This window comes from Devosia sp. P1_H9, assembly GCF_056405135.1.
The window spans coordinates 77,171-93,072 of the sequence record NZ_JBFUCQ010000007.1; the positions used below are offsets into that span (position 1 = coordinate 77,171).

The following is a 15,902-nucleotide window of genomic DNA, read 5'->3' on the forward strand; positions in this document are numbered from 1 at the left end:
TGGGGTCGCGGCGTTTTCGCATCCGTCAGTCGTCGTCAAAGCCCTTGGCGACCGGAGCCCGGCACACTCCGGCGGTTTCCAGCTGATGGGCGATCCTGAGGCAGACGTCCTCGCGCCAAGGCGCCGCGATCACCTGCACGCCGAGCGGCAGGTCCGCGCCATCGAGCCACACTGGCACCGAAACCACCGGCAGGCCGATGAACGAGATCGGCTGGGTGAAGATGCCCATGTTGGGCCGCACCGGCAGCTCGACGCCGCCGAACATCGCGGTCTTCTGCCCGAGCAGCGGTGCCTTCATCGGCGTGGAGGGCGCGAGGATGGCATCGACGCCGTCGAACAGCCGCAGCACTTTCTCGCGGAACACCCGGCGCAGCTTTTGCGCCCGCTCCACCCACACCGCCGGCAGCATGGCGCCGGCGAGCAGGCGATCGCGCACCTCGGGGTCGAAGTCGTCCGGCCGTTGCCTGAGCCGGTCGAGATGCAGCGCCGCGCCTTCCGCCATGGTGATGATGAACGCCGCTGCTCGTGCCGCCTGGGCGTCGGGCAGGGTGACGGTCTTGGTCACCTCGAGCGCCTTCGCCACCTTCTGCACATGCGCCTGCGCCTCGCTGGAGCCGAGGAAGTAGTCGCCGGCCACGGCGATACGGAGTCCCGGAAGCGGGTTCTTCAACCGCGCCACCGTCGGTTCGTTCGCCCGCTTCGATTGCGCCGGATCGGCCTCGTCGAACCCCTGCATCGCGTCATAGGCCAGCGCCAGGTCGCGGGTCGAACGGCCGAATGGGCCGAGATGATCGAGGCTGGCGACGAACGGAAAGCTGTGCGCCCGGCTCAGCCGACCATAGGTCGGCTTCAGCCCGAACAGCCCGCAGAGCGATGACGGCACGCGGATCGAGCCATTGGTATCCGAGCCCAGGCTCAGCGGCACCAGCCCGCCGGCCACCGCGCTCGCCGAACCGCCCGAGGATCCACCCGACATCCGGTCCAGCGCGTGTGGGTTGCGCGACGGGCCGTCGTGGACGTTCTCGCCGGTGAAGTCATAGGCATACTCGCCCATGTTGAGCCCGCCGAGCAGCACGGCGCCCGCCGCCTCCATCCGAGTGATCAACGTCGCGTCGCGCGTCGCTGGCGGGTTGTCGCGGTTGATCTTCGAGCCGGCGCGCGTCACCACGCCCTCGATGTCGAACAGGTTCTTGACCGCGAACGGCACCCCGGCGAGCGGGCCGGGATCCATGGCATTCTTGATCTTGCCGTCGATCAGTTCGGCCTGCTCGAGCGCCCGGGTCGCGGTGACGTCGGTGAAGGCGCCGAGCATCGGGTTGTGCTTTTCGATGCGGGCTAGCGCCGCCTCGGTCACGGCACGTGCCGTTGTGGCGCCGCTCTTTACGGCCTCGGCAATTTCGGCGGCGCCGGCGGTGGCCTTCATGGGCGATAGACCGGCGCGGGTTCGGCGTCGTCATCGAGCTTTACCTGCTCGACCAGCGCCGCCATCTTCGATGCGGTCTTCAGGTTCAGCTTGATGCCGGCCCGATGCTCGGGGGCGATCCGCAGTTGCAGAAGCGGCGCCGCAGCATCGATCAGCGCATCGGCATCGAAGGGTTTGTAGGCCATGTCGCGTGACGCCTCAAATCGACCAGCCGAGAGCGGCCCCCCGCTCTCGAAATGCCGGCCGGAAATAACCCTCACACGACAGCACCTTGCGCGGCAATCATCTTGATCGTCGCACTGAACGCGGTCGCGAATGACTGGTTTCGCGGCAACTGACATGTTAGCTCTCGTGGCGAGGAAACGGCCGGGAAAACCGGCAACGAGGGAACCCCAAGTGAATCAGATCGATCTGAACGGGCAGGTGGCCGTGATCACCGGCGGCGCCTCCGGCTTCGGCCTTGCCTGCGCCAAGCGTTTCATCGCCTCCGGCGCCAAGGTCAGCCTCTGGGACCGCGACGCCGAAGCGCTGAAGGTTGCGGTCGGTCTGCTCGGTGCCGGCGCCTCCAGCAAGACCGTCGACGTCACCGACTATGATGGGCTCGCTGCCGCGCATGCCGCAGTGGAGAGCGAGGTCGGGCCGGTCTCGATCCTCCTCAACTCAGCGGGCATCGCCGGCAAGAACGCGCCGCTCGACGAATATGGGCTCGACGAATGGCGCAGGGTCATCGAGGTCAATCTCAACGGCACGTTCTACGTCAACCGCGTCGTCATCCCCTCGATGAAGGCCCGCAATTACGGCCGCATCGTCAACATCTCGTCGGTCGCCGGCAAGGAAGGCAACCCCAACGCCGCGGCCTATGCCGCCTCGAAATCCGGTGTGCTCGGGCTGGTGAAGGCGCTCGGCAAGGAAGTCGCCAAGTACGACATCGCGGTCAACGCCATCACCCCGGCAGTTGCCAACACGGCGATCCTCAAGGACGTCAGCCAGGAATTCATCGAGTACATGCTGAGTCGCATCCCGCGCGGCCGCTTCCTCGAGGTGGACGAGCTCGCCAACATGGTTGCCTGGCTGGTGAGCAACGAGAACAGCTTCACCACTGCCTCGGTGTTCGACCTCAGCGGCGGAAGGACGACCTACTGATGACCATCCGGCACTGTGTCTTCGTCAAGTTTCGCGCCGACGTTCCTGACGCCGAGAAGCGGGGCATCTATGAACAGCTCGCGGCGCTCGGAGAGCACCTCGAGCTCGATGCCATGAGCTACGGGCCGAACATTTCGCCCGAGGGCCTGCACCAGGGCTTCGTCGATGGTTTCACGACGGATTTCCCGGACGTGGCGGCGCGCGATGCCTACCTAGCCGACGGCAAGCACAAGGAGGCTGGCGCGCGGCTGGTGGCCGCCCTCGAAGGCGGTCGCGACGGCTTGTTGGTGTTCGACATCGAGGTCTAGGCGAACCGCGAAATCGAATGCGCCGCATAGCGCTCGTCGGCCGCGTCCGCGACGAGTTCGCCGATCATGACGGCGGTCTTGGCCGACTGGCTCAGCCCGTAATGGCCGTGCCCGACAGCATAGAACACGTTCGGGTGCCTGCCGGAGCGCGAGATCACCGGCACCGAATCTGGCACTGACGGCCGATGCCCCATCCACGGGTTGGCCTCTGCCCCGGCGAGTTCGGGCAGCACCGCGCCGGCAATCTCGGCCATTTTCTTCCAGCGCGAAGGGTTCGGCGGCAGCTCGGTGCCCCCCAGTTCGGTCCAGCCGCCGAGCCGCAGGCCCGGGGTCAATGAGGTTGCCACGACGCCGCGGTCGCTCAGCACCAGCGGCCGGTTGATGGCCGCCTGTCGCCCGGGGAAGGTCAGGTTGTAGCCGCGTTCGGCCTCCACCGGCAGGTGCTCGTCCAGCCCATCGGCCAGCGGCCGCGACCAGACGCCGGCAGCAATCAGCGCTGCGTCGAACGGCGTTGCGCGACCATCCGCGACCAGCTCGACGCCCTCGCCCGCCGGCGCGACCGCCGTCACCTCGACGCGCTGGTGCGTGATGCCGCGGGCCAGCCCAGCCTCGAACAGGCCGGTCACCACCTCGAATGGATCGGTGACGATGGCCCAGTCGTCCGACAGCACGCCGCGCGGGAAGATTGGCGCAAGGTGCGGCTCGAGCTCGCGGATCGCCGCCCCGTCGACGAAGTGCGAGGCAAAACCCTCGGCGATCCGCCGCTTCCAGTGCGAGCGCGAGGCGTTCCAGCTGGCTTCGCTCTCATAGAGATAGAGCGCCGGCGCCCGCTTCAGCATGTGGCCGACGCCCGCCCGGCCCCACAGCGCCTCGGTGTCCCCGACCGCGCCGCGGTTCATGCCGATCAGCGCCTGGATGCCGCGCTCGTAGGCATCGCCATAGCTGGCGCGCCAGAAGCGCCAGAGCCACGGGGTGATCTTGCCGAGATAAGCCGGCGGCACCTTCAGTGCCCCCTCGGGATCGGCGAGCATCCGCAGGCCGGTGAGCGCGATGCCCGGTTCTGCCAGCGGGAAAATGCCGGAGCCGACAACATGTCCGGCGTTGCCGAAGCTCGGCCCGGTGCGTCCGGGCTCCGCCCGATCGTAGAGCGTGACGCGATAGCCGCGCTCGTTGAGCACATAGGCGGCGCTGGTGCCGATGATGCCGCCGCCGATGACGGCAATGGTCGAGCCTTGAGCGAGTGGTTTCATCAGTTCAACAGATCGAACGCGTCGCCCCAGGTGTCGGCCACGGAGTAGCCATGCGGATAAGGGTCGGACGGATCCCAGCCGACCTGGTGGATGCCGTGGATCCAGCCGCGCCCCGCAATGGTCGGGATGATCGCCGGCCGGCCCGCGACGCTCGTGTCGGCGGAATAGGAGACCTCGAAGGTCGAGTCGATGATCGAGCGCGCGGTGAACTTGTCGCCGAGCTTCGCCTCGCCGCGCGCCGCCGCCACCGCGAGCCGCGCTGAATTGCCGGTGCCGCAAGGCGAGCGGTCGATGCGACCGGGCGGCAGGATGGTGGCGCCCTTCAGTTCGCCCGCAGCATTGCGGCCGGTGAACATGGTGTAGGAGATGCCGCGGATCGCCTCGATCTCCGGATGCCGGATATCGAGCTTCTGGTTGATGGCGCGATGCACGGCGGTGCCGGCCTCGACAAGGCGCTTCGCCATCTCCGGTTGGATTTCGAGGCCCAGCTGCGCGGCGTCAATCAGCCCGTAGAAGATGCCGCCGTAGCCGATGTCGACCTTCACCTTGCCCAGCCCTTCGACTTCGACCACCACATCGAGATCGTAGGCGAAAGACGGGTTCATGGTCAGCGTCACCCGCTCGCACTTACCGTTGCGGCAGTGCGCGCGCGCCGTGACCAACCCGGAGGCGGTGTCGATCCGCACAATGGTCTCGGGCTCGGTCATCGGCAGCATGCCGGTCTCGAGCAGCACCGTGGTGAGGCAGATCGAGTTCGAGCCGCTCATCGCGTGCGCCTTGTCACCCTGCAGCACGAGGAAGCCGATATCGGCATCCGGCCGGGTGGGCGGAAAGATCAGGTTGGTGCTCATCGCCGCGGCGCCACGCGGCTCGAACACCAGGAAGCGGCGGAGGCTGTCGTCCACCTCGTTGATATGCCGCAGCTTGTCGGCGATGGTCGCGCCGGGCACGTCGATCACCCCACCGGTGACGACGCGGCCGACCTCGCCCTCGGCATGCGCCTCGACCATGGTCACGGTTCTCTGCCAGCGCATCCGTCGCTCCGTCTCTACTCAGCTAGCCCTAGCGCAAAGCACTCGCGCCCCGCAATCAAGTTGTCGACAATCTGCATTCACTGCGGCTCCTTGTAGCGGCCGGACCCGAACGCGCGCCGGTCGGCAAGTCAAGTGGCATCGCGATCTGACAACGCGTGATCCCGGGCGTCGAGCTTTCGACAGTATCGTGAACGGCCGCAAAGTTCTCATTTTGTCCCACGGCCGATTCGATTAGTGTGGCGCGCCTGAAGATGGGAAACGAGATGTCCGAATACGTTATTGCGCCGCCGCCGCAGCCCGCCGTCCCCGTCGCCGGTGGTGGCCTCTATCCGGTGCGCCGCATCTATTGCGTGGGCCGCAACTATGCCGAGCATGCGCGCGAAATGGGCCATGACCCCCATGCGGAACCACCGTTCTTCTTCTCCAAGCCCGCCGATGCGCTGGTGATCAACGGCGCGGATTCGCCCTATCCGCCGCAGACCGACAATTACCACCACGAGATCGAGCTGGTCGCCGCTATCGGCACCGGCGGCAAGAACATCGCCGTCGCCGATGCGATGAACCACGTCTGGGGCTATGCCGTCGGCATCGACCTCACCCGCCGCGACCTGCAGGCCTGGGCCAAGAAGGGCGCGAAACCCTGGGAAGTGGCAAAGGGCTTCGATCATTCGGCTCCCATCGGCACGCTGGTCCCGACCAAGGGCATCGCTGCGCCGCTGACGGGAGCTATCGAACTCCGCGTCAACGGCGAAACCCGGCAGTCGGCCGACATCGCCGACATGACCTGGGACGTCGCCCACGTGATCGCCGAATTGTCGAAGTACTTCGAACTCTTCCCCGGTGACCTGATCTTCACCGGCACGCCGGCCGGCGTTTCCGCCGTGGTGAAGGGTGACCTGCTCGAGGGCTCCATCGCCGGCATCGGAACCGTCACGGTGCGCATCGCCTGATGGAGTGGTCGCCGCAACAGGATGAAGCGCTGCAAGCGGTGTCGCGCTGGCTGAAGGACAAGGACGGCAAGCAAGTCTTCCGCCTGTTCGGCTGGGCCGGCACCGGCAAGTCGACGCTCGCCCGCCATCTTGCGCAAGGCGTGAAGTCGGTGAAGTACGCCGCCTTTACCGGCAAGGCGGCGATGGTGATGCGCAAGTATGGCGCACGCGGCGCGTCGACCATCCATTCGCTGATCTACGCGCTTGTGTCGGAAAAGGACGGCGAGCCGAAATTCGCGCTCGACCCCGAGAGCGAGGCGCTGACCGCCGACCTGATCGTCATCGACGAAGTCTCGATGGTCGACGAGCAACTCGGCCGCGACCTCCTGAGCTTCGGCACCAAGGTGCTGGTCTTGGGCGACCCGTTCCAGCTGCCGCCGGTACAGGGCGCCGGTTTCTTCACCGCGGACGAGCCCGACTACATGCTGACCGAAATCCACCGGCAGGCGGCGGACAATCCGATCATCCGCATGTCGATGGAGATCCGCGAGGGCGGCTATCTCGAGCACGGCCGCTACGGCGAGAGCCTCGTCATCCCACGCTCCGACGTCGACCGCGATGCGGTGATGGAGGCCGACCAGGTGCTGGCCGGCCGCAACAAGACGCGCGTCGCCTACAACGACCGCATCCGCGAGATCAAGAACCTGCCCCGGCACGAACCGGTCTCCGGCGATCGCCTCGTCTGCCTCCGCAACAACCCGATCAAGAAGCTCCTCAATGGCCAGATCTGGACCGCCGCCGAAGTCAAGAAGCGCTCCAACGCCCGCTATTCGATGACGCTCGATCCGGACGAAGTCACCGGCGCCAAGGTGACCCAAGCCAAGGTCGTCACCCACGCCGCATTCTTTTCCGGCGAAGAAGATCAGCTGAGCTGGCCCGAACGCCGCCAGTACGACGAGTTCACCTTTGGCTACTGCCTCACTGTGCACAAAGCCCAGGGCAGCCAGTGGGACAACGTCTACCTGTTCGACGAAAGCTACGTCTTCCGCGAGGACCGGCAACGCTGGCTCTACACCGGCGTCACCCGCGCCAGCGAGAAGATTACTGTCGTCAGCTAGGCTGCTGCGACTTTGCGGTAACACCTTGTCGGTATTTCGCTTCCCGGGTTGCGACCGCTTCTGCTCGGCCGAAGCGATAGCGCCACACCCCGTCCCACGCACCGCCGGAGCGTGTTGCGCCCCCCACCCTTGATCCCTCCCCGCAACGGGGGAGGGAGACAACTGCCGCATCAAAGAAAATCTGCACGAAGTAATCCCCCCACTCCTACACCATGCGATTCTCCCCCTGTCACCCACACGGGCGCGGTCGCGTACGGACGGTCGGTGGGGCGACTTCGGTGCTGGGGGAGCCGTCCCCTGGCGGCCGCGGCTATGGGCACCCGTCCACCGTTTCCGTGCTTGGCACGGCGTGCGAACGCTTCCTCGTGGTCCCCGCAAAAACTCCGAACAGTTCCGGCGTGGCGACGGCCTTCATATTGCGGACTACCCGCGTGGTCGAAGCCACGCCGGAACCGCCCGACTACCCGAGCACCCCGGAGCCGAGTGGCTGTCGGGCAATTTGTCCTGGCCGGCCCTCCCCATTGTCATCGGGCTGGTCTAGGGTCCGCGCCGACGAATTACTGGAGGGACATCATGGAATATCGGTTGCTCGGCCGCTCCGGCCTAAAGGTCTCATCGCTGTCGATCGGCACGGTGACGTTCGGCAATGACGGCTCGTGGGGCGAGACAGAACTCAAGGACGCGCAGCGCCAGATCGACCTCTGCCTCGATCACGGGATCAACCTGATCGACACCGCCAATGTTTACAACGCCGGCAAGTCCGAAAGCATGATCGGCGAAGCGCTGGTGGATGGGCGGCGCGACAAGCTGCTGATCTCCTCCAAGGTGCGCTTTCCCACCGGCAAGGGCCCGAACGACCAGGGCCTCAGCCGCTGGCATATCATCCGCGAATGCGAGAACTCGCTCAAGCGGCTGAAGACCGACGTCATCGACATCTATCACGTGCACGAATGGGACGGGCAGACGCCGCTCGAGGAGACCGTCGAGGCTCTCGATACGCTGGTGAAGCAGGGCAAGATCCGCTACGCCGCTTCGTCGAACTTTTCGGCCTGGCACCTGATGAAGGCGCTCTCCATTGCCGACGCGGCGCACTACCAGCGCTTCGTTGCCCAGCAGATTCACTACACGCTCTATTCGCGCGAGGCTGAGTTCGAACTCGTGCCGCTCGGGCTCGACCAGGGCGTCGGCATTCTCGTCTGGTCGCCGCTGGCCGGCGGTTGGCTCTCGGGCAAGTACACCCGCAACACCAAGCCGGAAAGCGGACGGCAGGTTACCGGTTTCAGGGAGCCCCCGATCTACGACGCGGATCGGCTCTGGGACATCGTCGATGTGATCAACGAGGTAGCGGCAGCCCACGGCGTCTCCGGCGCACAGGTGTCGCTGGCCTGGCTGCTGCAACGACCACTAGTGGCCTCGGTGATCATCGGCGGGCGCAGCACAGCGCAGTTCGAGGACAACCTGAAGTCGGTCGACCTGAAGCTCACCGCCGAGGATGTGGCAAAGCTCGACAAGGTCAGCCAGCCGAACCTGCCTTATCCCTACTGGCATCAGAGCTTCACCGCGCAGGACCGCCTCGGCGAGGCCGACCTCGCGCTGCATCGGCCATACATGGACGAATGACCAATAGTGCGGGCAGGCCGATCTCCCCTGCCCGCACAATCCTGAACTGCGGCGTCATGTTTTCTTGACTAAGTTTAGAACCGTTATAAAGTGTGAGGCAGTTCCAGACCCCATCCAGCCGGAAGACTCCTTGAAAAGCGGGGCTTCCGTGGGGAAGCAGCAGAAGTCGGCGGTGACCGCCGAATCGGAGATTCGATGAGACTGACTCGCCAGTCCAACTATGCCATCCGCACCCTGATCTATTGCGCGGTGAACGACCCTGGCCTCAGCCGCGTCGCCGACATCGCCAAGGCGCACGCCATTTCAGAACTGTTCCTGTTCAAGCTGATCAAGCCCTTGGTCGAGAACGGGCTGATCGAGACGGTGCGTGGCCGCCGCGGCGGCATCAAGCTCGGCCGTCCGGCCGATGAGATCACACTGCTCGATACCATCCGCCTCACCGAGGAGAGCTTCTCGATGGCCGAGTGCTTCGAGGACGGCGACATCACGTGTCCGCTGGCCGAGAGCTGCGACGTCAATGCGGCGCTGCGCGAGGCGCTGGGGGCGTTCTTCAACGTGCTCGAGAGCTACACCATCGCCGACCTCGCCTCGAAGCGTAAGTCGCTGCGCGAGCGGCTCGGCCTCAAGTTCGAGGACATGGAACCGGTACTGATCGCCCAGGCGGCACACTGACCGCTCCGTACAAGTAGCGGATGCCGGACCGACTCCAACCGCCCGGCACCCGCCCTTTCGCTGCACACGCCCGACCCGAAGGGCGTTGCTCGTGCAGCGGAACCCAGTCTCTCTGGGATTGCCGGCAGGCGGCCAAGGGCCCGGAATAGTGGACCCTCGAAGACCTGCCAATCTGCCCCGAAGCCGGCGGCAACGCGTTTTTGCCAAGTCGCAGTTGAACGGCTTCTGACTCCGGCCGTTAGGCCCGGTTCATTCATCTTTGTGGCGGGCACGGCGTCGCGTTGATCTCGCGGCCCGCACGTGCTCTATGCCGCCCGACCCCTCTAGACCCCGGACTTCCCGATGGCCCCCGCGCCCATTCTGTTCCTGCAGCAAATTCGCCTGAGACTCGGCTCGACCGAATTGCTCGAGGGCGCCGAACTGCAGCTGATGCCCGGCGAGAAGGTGGCGCTGGTGGGTCGCAACGGTTCGGGCAAGTCGACGCTGCTGAAGATCGCCGCCGGCGAGATCGAAGCCGACGGCGGCCGCCGCTTTCTGCAGCCGGGCGCCACCATCCGCTACCTGCCGCAGGAGCCAGACCTCTCCGGCTATGCTGATGTGCTCAGCTATGTCGAAGCGGGCATGCAGGCGGGCGACGATCACTACCGGGCGACCTACCTGCTCAACCATCTCGGCCTCACCGGCACCGAGGAACCGTCGCGGCTCTCGGGCGGGGAAGCTCGCCGGGCGGCGCTGGCCCGGGTGCTGGCGCCCGAGCCCGATATCATCCTGCTGGACGAGCCCACCAACCATCTCGACCTGCCGGCCATCGAGTGGCTGGAAAACGAGCTCTCATCGATCCGCTCGGCGCTGGTGATCATCAGCCACGACCGCCGGTTCCTTGCCGATCTCACGCGCTCGACCGTCTGGCTCGATCGCGGCACCACCCGCCGCCTCGACAAGGGGTTCGGTGGCTTCGAGGAATGGCGCGACCAGGTGCTGGAGGAGGAAGAGACCGCCCGGCACAAGCTCGACCGGCAGATCGTCCGCGAGGAGCACTGGCTGACCTACGGCGTTACGGCGCGGCGCAAGCGCAACGTGCGCCGCCTCGACGGCCTGTTCGCGCTGCGCCAGGAGCGGCGCGACCTGAAGCGCTCGGTCGGTGACGTGAAGATTTCTGTCTCCGAGGGCGAGACCTCAGGCAAGATGGTGATGGAGGCCAAGGGCATCTCCAAGGCCTTCGGCGAACGCGTCATCGTCAACGATTTCACCACCAGGGTGATCCGCGGCGACCGGCTCGGCATCATCGGCGCCAACGGCGCCGGCAAGACCACGCTGATCAAGCTGCTGACCGGCGTGCTGGAACCTGATAGCGGCACGGTACGGCTCGGCGCCAATCTCGAACTCGCCAGCCTCGACCAGCGTCGCGCCTCGCTCACCGCCGAGATGACGCTGAAGGAAGCGGTGACCGGCGGCGGTTCCGACACCCTGATCATCAACGGCCAGCCCAAGCACTTCATGGGTTATCTGAAGGACTTCCTGTTCGGGCCCGAGCAAGCCGGCACGGCGGTCAGCAAGCTCTCGGGTGGCGAGCGCGGCCGGCTGGTGCTGGCCCGCGTCCTGGCGCTGCCCTCCAATGTGCTGGTGCTGGACGAACCGACCAACGACCTCGATCTCGAAACGCTCGACCTGCTGCAGGAAATGCTTGCCGACTATCCGGGCACGGTGATCGTGGTCAGCCACGATCGTGACTTCCTCGACCGGGTGGCGACCTCGGTGATCGTCTCCGACGGCGGTGGCCAGTGGACCGAGTATCCGGGCGGCTATTCGGACATGGTCACCCAGCGCGGCTATGGCGTCACCGCGCCGCCCAATGCGGGCAAGACCAAGGGTGGCAAGCAGGCGGCCTTGCCGCAGACCACCTCGCATCCGGCAAAGCAAAAGCTGAGCTTCAAGCAGAAGCACGCGCTGGAAACGCTGCCCAAGGAGATGGCGAAACTCGAAGCCGAGATCGCCAAGCTCAACGGCACGCTCGCCGATGGCAGCCTCTACGCCAAGAACCCGCAGAAGTTCACCGACACCGGCAAGGCGCTGGAAAAGGCCCAGGCAGCTCTCGCCAAGGCCGAGGACGAGTGGCTGACGCTGGAAGCCCTGCGCGAACAAATCGAGGGCTAGATCGTCTTTCTATCGTCATTAGCCGATGGTCGACTCGACGGGACATCGCACGCGCGCTAGACAGCGTTGAAGCGATTCAATCCATCGAGGGAATACCATGCAATATCGTAAGCTCGGCAATAGCGGCGCCGTCGTCTCCGCCTTCACTCTTGGCACGATGACCTTCGGTGCCGAAGCCGACGAAGCCACCTCGTTCCAGCTGATGGACGATTATGTCGCCGCCGGCGGCAACTTCCTCGATACCGCCGACGTCTACTCCGCCGGCAAGTCCGAAGAGATTGTCGGCCGCTGGCTGAAGGCCCGTCCGGACGCGGCAAAGCAGGTGGTGGTGACCACCAAGGGCCGCTTCCCGATGGGGACCGGGCCGAACGATCTCGGCCTCTCGCGCCGGCATCTCGGCCAGGCGCTCGACGCGTCGCTGCGCCGTCTTGGCGTCGAGCAGGTCGACCTCTACCAAATGCACGCCTTCGACGCGCTGACCCCGCTGGAGGAGACGCTGCGCTTCCTCGACGACTCGATCCGCAACGGCAAGATCGCCTATTACGGCTTCTCCAACTTCATCGGCTGGCAGCTGACCAAGGCGTCGTTCCTCGCCAAGATGGGCAACCTCGCGCCGCCGGTGACGCTGCAGCCGCAATACAACCTGCTGGTCCGCGACATCGAGCACGAGATCGTGCCGGCGGCGCTCGACGCGCAGATCGGGCTGCTGCCCTGGTCGCCGCTCGGCGGCGGCTGGCTGTCGGGCAAGTACAAGCGCGACCAGCAGCCGACCGGGGCGACACGTCTCGGCGAGAACCCGAACCGCGGCTCCGAGTCCTACGGCCCGCGCAATGCGCAGGAGCGGACCTGGCGGATCATCGGCGTGCTGCAGGACGTATCCGACACCCTCGGCGTGTCGATGGCGCAGGTCGCCCTCGCCTGGCTCGCCGACCGCCCGGCGGTGACCTCGGTGATTCTGGGGGCACGTACGCGGGAACAGCTGGCGGACAATCTCGCTGCCGCTGGTCTCAAGCTCGATGCCGAGAACACGCAGAAGCTGACGGACGCCAGCGCGCCGGAGATCGCCGACTATCCATACGGCAAGGGCGGCGTGAACCAGCGTCACCGCAAGATCGAGGGCGGGCGGTAACTCAGACTAGGCCTGAGGTGGTGGGGATGGGAAATTGGCGACGGCTTCTCTCAGCCAGGCCACGAAATGTTCCGTCTTCCGTCTCCCAGGCCGGTCGACCCTCACGACATAGCGATAATTGCTGTCCAGAAAGCCGCGAGGCGCCAGCAGCCGGCCGCGCGTCACATCCTCGGCAATGAGATGCCACGGTACGATTGCCGCACCGAGACCATTCAACGCCGCCTCGATGGTCAGATGATAATGGTCGAACGTTCGGATCGCGCCGGCATTGTCCTGCCGAGGCTCACCGGCGAGGCGCGCCCAATCTTGCCAGATCTGGCTGCGCGTCTGGGTCTCCAGGCGCGGCAACCCCGCCACATCGGCCATCGATGGCGCAAGGACCATGCCGATTTTTTCGTGAAACAGCAGGCTGGCATTTTCCGGGGTCGGCGCGTCCGGCGGCACCACCAGGATCTGCGCATCGACTGGGGTGCGGACCGGCCTGTCGTCGGTGGCGAGGCGCACGTCATAGCGCGGATATCGTGCCGCGAAATCATGCAGGCGGGGGATGAGCCAGCGCATCGCGAAAGTGCTGAGGCACCCCACATCCAGTATCGTATCATCGCTCTTGGCAATGATGCGCAGCGCGTCCTCCATCTGGTCGAAGGCGGCGGTGAGCGCGAAGCCGAAGACGCGGCCTTCCGCTGTCAACGTCGGACGATTGCGCGACCCCTCGAAAAGCGGCGTTCCAATAAGCACTTCGAGATGGCTGACATGGCGGCTGACCGCCCCATGCGTCACCGCGAGCTCCTCGGCTGCGGCGGTCAGCTGGCCATGGCGCGCGGCGGCTTCAAAAGCGCGCAGGGCCGCGAGGGGCAGGTTTCTTTGAAGTCTCATTGTGACTCGAGCTCACAATGAAGCGGCCAAGGTGTCAATATGTACGGCGACAGCACTGTGATAATTCAGCCAGCATTGCAACGTGTCAGGTTGAGCCATGCCCTTCGTCAGAACCGCCGTCCCCTTCGGAATGGATCCCGCGCGCAAGCGTCATATCGTTGAGGGCATTCATGTCGCCCTGGTCGACAGCATCGGCATGCCCAGGGACGAGTTGTTCAACCTCGTCAACGAGTATCGCGATCAGGACTTCTTCTTCGACCGTGGCTTTAATGGCATTGCCCGTTCCGACGCGCTGATCGTGGTCGAGATCACCATGCGGCGGGGCAGGAGCGATGCGATGAAGCGGGCGCTCTATGCCGCAATTGTGGAAAATCTCGAAGCCCGGGCGGCCGTCTCCCCGAAGGACGTCTTCATCTTCGCCCATGAGAACGACTACTCGGACTGGAGTGTGGGCAACGGCGTTTTCGCCATGGCCCTGGCGCAGCAGCGCGGAACCGACGGCTAAGCGTCAATGCAGTGCAGCACCGCTCTATCAACACCCTCGATGTCACGCCGCCCTTGTGCCGGGGCCCATCTCGAGATCAGGCCGCCGCCCTCAGAACCAGATCTCCGGTTCGTGCAAAATCTGCAGATTCTCCGCTGCTTCGCCATTAATCCGTCGGAGCAGCAGTTCACCCATCTGCTTGCCGGCGAGCGCGGTGTCCTCGAAGATCGCGTCGACCTTGGGCCGCACCTGGCTGAAGATGCCGGAAGTCTGCTTCACCACCATCTGCACGTTATTGCCGATCTGACGGCCGGCATCGGTGATGCCCGCCATGATCGATAGGGCAGCGGCGTCGCCGGTGCAGATGAATCCGTCCGGCGCGTCGGGCTGGGCGATCCGCCGCATGGTGGCGAGGCGGATTTCGTCGGCGGTGTTGTCGAGCGTGGCGCCGTCGATGATCTCGTAAGCGAGCCCGGTCTCGTTGATTGCCGCCATGAAGCCATCGCGCAGGTGATAGCCGAAGCTGAAACGGTCGGGCGGCAGGATGATCGTCACCTTGCGGCAGCCCTTGGCCTTGAGCCGCATCACCGCGTGATGGGCGAAGGCATAGTTGTCATAGTCGACATAGGGGTGCGGCGACGGGAACGCCGTGCGCCCGTGCGAGACGAAGGGGAAGTTCTCCTCCATAAGCAGCTTCACCCGGTCGTCGTCGGGCTCGGTGCGCGAGAAGATCACCCCATCGGCCGCCTTGTTGCGGAGGATGTAGAGGATCGGGTCGAGCGGCGAGGCATTGGCGTAGGTCGGCGTGATGACGAGGTGGTAGGGCGTGCCGCGCAGCGCCGCCGTCAGCCCCGAGACCATCGACTGGCCGAAGCCGAGGATTTCGTCGTGCGGATCGAGGATCAGGCCAATGACGTGGGTGCGCCCGGTCTTCAGCCGCAGGGCCGTGCGGTCGGGGACGTAGCCGATTTCGGCCGCGATCTTCTGCACCCGAACGCGGGTTTCCTCCGACAGTTCCGGCGCATTGTTGAGCGCACGCGAAATCGTGGTGATCGCGAGGCCGGTCATCTCTGCAATGGTGCGCAAGGTGGGCTTGCCGCCCGGCTTGATGGCGCCGTCAACGCCAAGAGGGCGACGACCTTTGGCGCGCTTCTTATCGCGCGTTTCCGTATCGGCCAACGATGTCCTCCCTCGAGCGGATGATGCCTTCTTGCGAGGCATATTGGGTGAGCGGCGATGCTCCCCAGATCCGCTCAGGCGTAGCTCAACAGATTATGCAATCGATTTCAAGGCAGGAAGCCCAAGGCTTCCATCACGCTGGCATACTTTGGTAGCAACCGTTGCGGCGGCCATGACGACGCGCCGAGCTTTTCGTCCGATCAAATCTAATGGGCAGGAAATTTCACTTTGATGCTAGCGGTTTGGAACGCGCCGGGCTGGCGAAGCGGCCGTGGCCCGCCTATGTTTACGAGATCGACGACGAAAGCCGGATAGACCTGCGGCAGCCGACGCCGTATAACCACCAGATGGCGGACTCAGGTTCGCCACAGAAAAGCTGCGGGCGACGAGCTATTCTCGCCCTCATTGGAATCACCCAGGCCGATGGCCGCCGGAAGGAGACGAACATGCACATCGCAATTCGCACCACTCTCCAAACCGGGCTTATTGGTAAATGGGTAGATCGCTCCAACGGGTGTTACCGACCCCAACGAATGTGACCTCTGTCACCCATTCGTCTCACAGTTCAGGTAACACCCCGGCC

15 protein-coding genes are annotated in these 15,902 nt (G+C 65.2%); 9 read left to right on the forward strand and 6 right to left on the reverse strand.

From position 1 onward, the window contains the following. Positions 1 to 25: 25 nt before the first annotated feature. A complete protein-coding gene (locus tag AC1DYL_RS15215; protein ID WP_477173806.1) occupies positions 26 to 1,423 on the reverse strand; it encodes an AtzE family amidohydrolase in 1,398 nt (465 codons plus the stop codon). Continuing rightward, positions 1,420 to 1,608, reverse strand: a complete 189-nt coding sequence (locus tag AC1DYL_RS15220; protein ID WP_477151968.1) for a DUF4089 domain-containing protein — start codon at positions 1,606 to 1,608, stop codon at positions 1,420 to 1,422. The genes AC1DYL_RS15215 and AC1DYL_RS15220 overlap by 4 nt, the downstream gene beginning before the upstream one ends. A gap of 211 nt (positions 1,609 to 1,819) precedes the next feature. On the opposite strand from AC1DYL_RS15220, the gene AC1DYL_RS15225 reads away from it, so the two are divergent. Continuing rightward, the gene (locus AC1DYL_RS15225) at positions 1,820 to 2,566 is read left to right on the forward strand and encodes an SDR family NAD(P)-dependent oxidoreductase (RefSeq protein ID WP_477173807.1); all 747 of its coding nucleotides are present in this window, start codon (positions 1,820 to 1,822) and stop codon (positions 2,564 to 2,566) included. Next, on the forward strand, positions 2,566 to 2,874 hold the full coding sequence (locus tag AC1DYL_RS15230) for a Dabb family protein (RefSeq protein ID WP_477173808.1): 309 nt from the start codon (positions 2,566 to 2,568) through the stop codon (positions 2,872 to 2,874). The genes AC1DYL_RS15225 and AC1DYL_RS15230 overlap by 1 nt, the downstream gene beginning before the upstream one ends. Here AC1DYL_RS15230 and AC1DYL_RS15235 read toward each other — a convergent pair. Next, complete coding sequence (locus AC1DYL_RS15235) at positions 2,871 to 4,124, reverse strand: NAD(P)/FAD-dependent oxidoreductase (protein ID WP_477173809.1); 1,254 nt, start codon at positions 4,122 to 4,124, stop codon at positions 2,871 to 2,873. The genes AC1DYL_RS15230 and AC1DYL_RS15235 overlap by 4 nt on opposite strands. Then, positions 4,124 to 5,158: a proline racemase family protein gene (locus AC1DYL_RS15240; protein WP_477173810.1), complete on the reverse strand. Its 1,035-nt coding sequence runs from the start codon at positions 5,156 to 5,158 to the stop codon at positions 4,124 to 4,126. Before AC1DYL_RS15240 ends, AC1DYL_RS15235 begins: the two co-directional genes overlap by 1 nt. Before the next feature lie 263 nt (positions 5,159 to 5,421). On the opposite strand from AC1DYL_RS15240, the gene AC1DYL_RS15245 reads away from it, so the two are divergent. From AC1DYL_RS15245 to AC1DYL_RS15270, 6 genes are all read left to right on the forward strand, one after another. Beyond that, a complete protein-coding gene (locus AC1DYL_RS15245; protein WP_477173811.1) occupies positions 5,422 to 6,108 on the forward strand; it encodes a fumarylacetoacetate hydrolase family protein in 687 nt (228 codons plus the stop codon). Then, complete coding sequence (locus tag AC1DYL_RS15250) at positions 6,108 to 7,205, forward strand: ATP-dependent DNA helicase (RefSeq protein WP_477173812.1); 1,098 nt, start codon at positions 6,108 to 6,110, stop codon at positions 7,203 to 7,205. Before AC1DYL_RS15245 ends, AC1DYL_RS15250 begins: the two co-directional genes overlap by 1 nt. Positions 7,206 to 7,778: 573 nt before the next feature. Further along, on the forward strand, positions 7,779 to 8,825 hold the full coding sequence (locus AC1DYL_RS15255; protein ID WP_477173813.1) for an aldo/keto reductase: 1,047 nt from the start codon (positions 7,779 to 7,781) through the stop codon (positions 8,823 to 8,825). A 195-nt stretch (positions 8,826 to 9,020) separates the two neighbouring features. Further along, positions 9,021 to 9,497 (forward strand): iron-responsive transcriptional regulator RirA, encoded by a 477-nt coding sequence (rirA, locus tag AC1DYL_RS15260; protein WP_477151564.1) that lies wholly within the window; start codon positions 9,021 to 9,023, stop codon positions 9,495 to 9,497. 342 nt (positions 9,498 to 9,839) lie between these two features. Continuing rightward, positions 9,840 to 11,651 (forward strand): ABC-F family ATP-binding cassette domain-containing protein, encoded by a 1,812-nt coding sequence (locus AC1DYL_RS15265; protein ID WP_477173814.1) that lies wholly within the window; start codon positions 9,840 to 9,842, stop codon positions 11,649 to 11,651. 97 nt (positions 11,652 to 11,748) lie between these two features. After that, entirely contained in the window at positions 11,749 to 12,780 is a 1,032-nt protein-coding gene (locus AC1DYL_RS15270; RefSeq protein WP_477173815.1) for an aldo/keto reductase, read from the forward strand. Between the two features lie 6 nt (positions 12,781 to 12,786). On the opposite strand, the gene AC1DYL_RS15275 is transcribed toward AC1DYL_RS15270, so the two are convergent. Next, on the reverse strand, positions 12,787 to 13,656 hold the full coding sequence (locus AC1DYL_RS15275) for a LysR family transcriptional regulator (RefSeq protein ID WP_477173816.1): 870 nt from the start codon (positions 13,654 to 13,656) through the stop codon (positions 12,787 to 12,789). Positions 13,657 to 13,753: 97 nt separating this feature from the next. Between AC1DYL_RS15275 and AC1DYL_RS15280 the strand changes: the two genes are divergently transcribed. Next, positions 13,754 to 14,161 carry a tautomerase family protein gene (locus AC1DYL_RS15280; protein WP_477173817.1) on the forward strand — a complete coding sequence of 136 codons (408 nt, stop codon included), beginning with the start codon at positions 13,754 to 13,756 and terminating at the stop codon, positions 14,159 to 14,161. A gap of 90 nt (positions 14,162 to 14,251) precedes the next feature. On the opposite strand, the gene AC1DYL_RS15285 is transcribed toward AC1DYL_RS15280, so the two are convergent. Continuing rightward, positions 14,252 to 15,250 (reverse strand): LacI family transcriptional regulator, encoded by a 999-nt coding sequence (locus tag AC1DYL_RS15285; RefSeq protein ID WP_477173999.1) that lies wholly within the window; start codon positions 15,248 to 15,250, stop codon positions 14,252 to 14,254. Between the last annotated feature and the right edge of the window lie 652 nt (positions 15,251 to 15,902).

What these genes read in the sequence shown, in the direction of transcription:
- AC1DYL_RS15215 (WP_477173806.1), bottom strand. Translation starts at nt 1,423, where the DNA reads ATGAAGGCCACCGCCGGCGCCGCCGAAATTGCCGAGGCCGTAAAGAGC.
- AC1DYL_RS15220 (WP_477151968.1), bottom strand. Translation starts at nt 1,608, where the DNA reads ATGGCCTACAAACCCTTCGATGCCGATGCGCTGATCGATGCTGCGGCG.
- AC1DYL_RS15230 (WP_477173808.1), top strand. Translation starts at nt 2,566, where the DNA reads ATGACCATCCGGCACTGTGTCTTCGTCAAGTTTCGCGCCGACGTTCCT.
- AC1DYL_RS15235 (WP_477173809.1), bottom strand. Translation starts at nt 4,124, where the DNA reads ATGAAACCACTCGCTCAAGGCTCGACCATTGCCGTCATCGGCGGCGGC.
- AC1DYL_RS15240 (WP_477173810.1), bottom strand. Translation starts at nt 5,158, where the DNA reads ATGCGCTGGCAGAGAACCGTGACCATGGTCGAGGCGCATGCCGAGGGC.
- AC1DYL_RS15245 (WP_477173811.1), top strand. Translation starts at nt 5,422, where the DNA reads ATGTCCGAATACGTTATTGCGCCGCCGCCGCAGCCCGCCGTCCCCGTC.
- AC1DYL_RS15250 (WP_477173812.1), top strand. Translation starts at nt 6,108, where the DNA reads ATGGAGTGGTCGCCGCAACAGGATGAAGCGCTGCAAGCGGTGTCGCGC.
- AC1DYL_RS15255 (WP_477173813.1), top strand. Translation starts at nt 7,779, where the DNA reads ATGGAATATCGGTTGCTCGGCCGCTCCGGCCTAAAGGTCTCATCGCTG.
- rirA (WP_477151564.1), top strand. Translation starts at nt 9,021, where the DNA reads ATGAGACTGACTCGCCAGTCCAACTATGCCATCCGCACCCTGATCTAT.
- AC1DYL_RS15265 (WP_477173814.1), top strand. Translation starts at nt 9,840, where the DNA reads ATGGCCCCCGCGCCCATTCTGTTCCTGCAGCAAATTCGCCTGAGACTC.
- AC1DYL_RS15270 (WP_477173815.1), top strand. Translation starts at nt 11,749, where the DNA reads ATGCAATATCGTAAGCTCGGCAATAGCGGCGCCGTCGTCTCCGCCTTC.
- AC1DYL_RS15275 (WP_477173816.1), bottom strand. Translation starts at nt 13,656, where the DNA reads ATGAGACTTCAAAGAAACCTGCCCCTCGCGGCCCTGCGCGCTTTTGAA.
- AC1DYL_RS15280 (WP_477173817.1), top strand. Translation starts at nt 13,754, where the DNA reads ATGCCCTTCGTCAGAACCGCCGTCCCCTTCGGAATGGATCCCGCGCGC.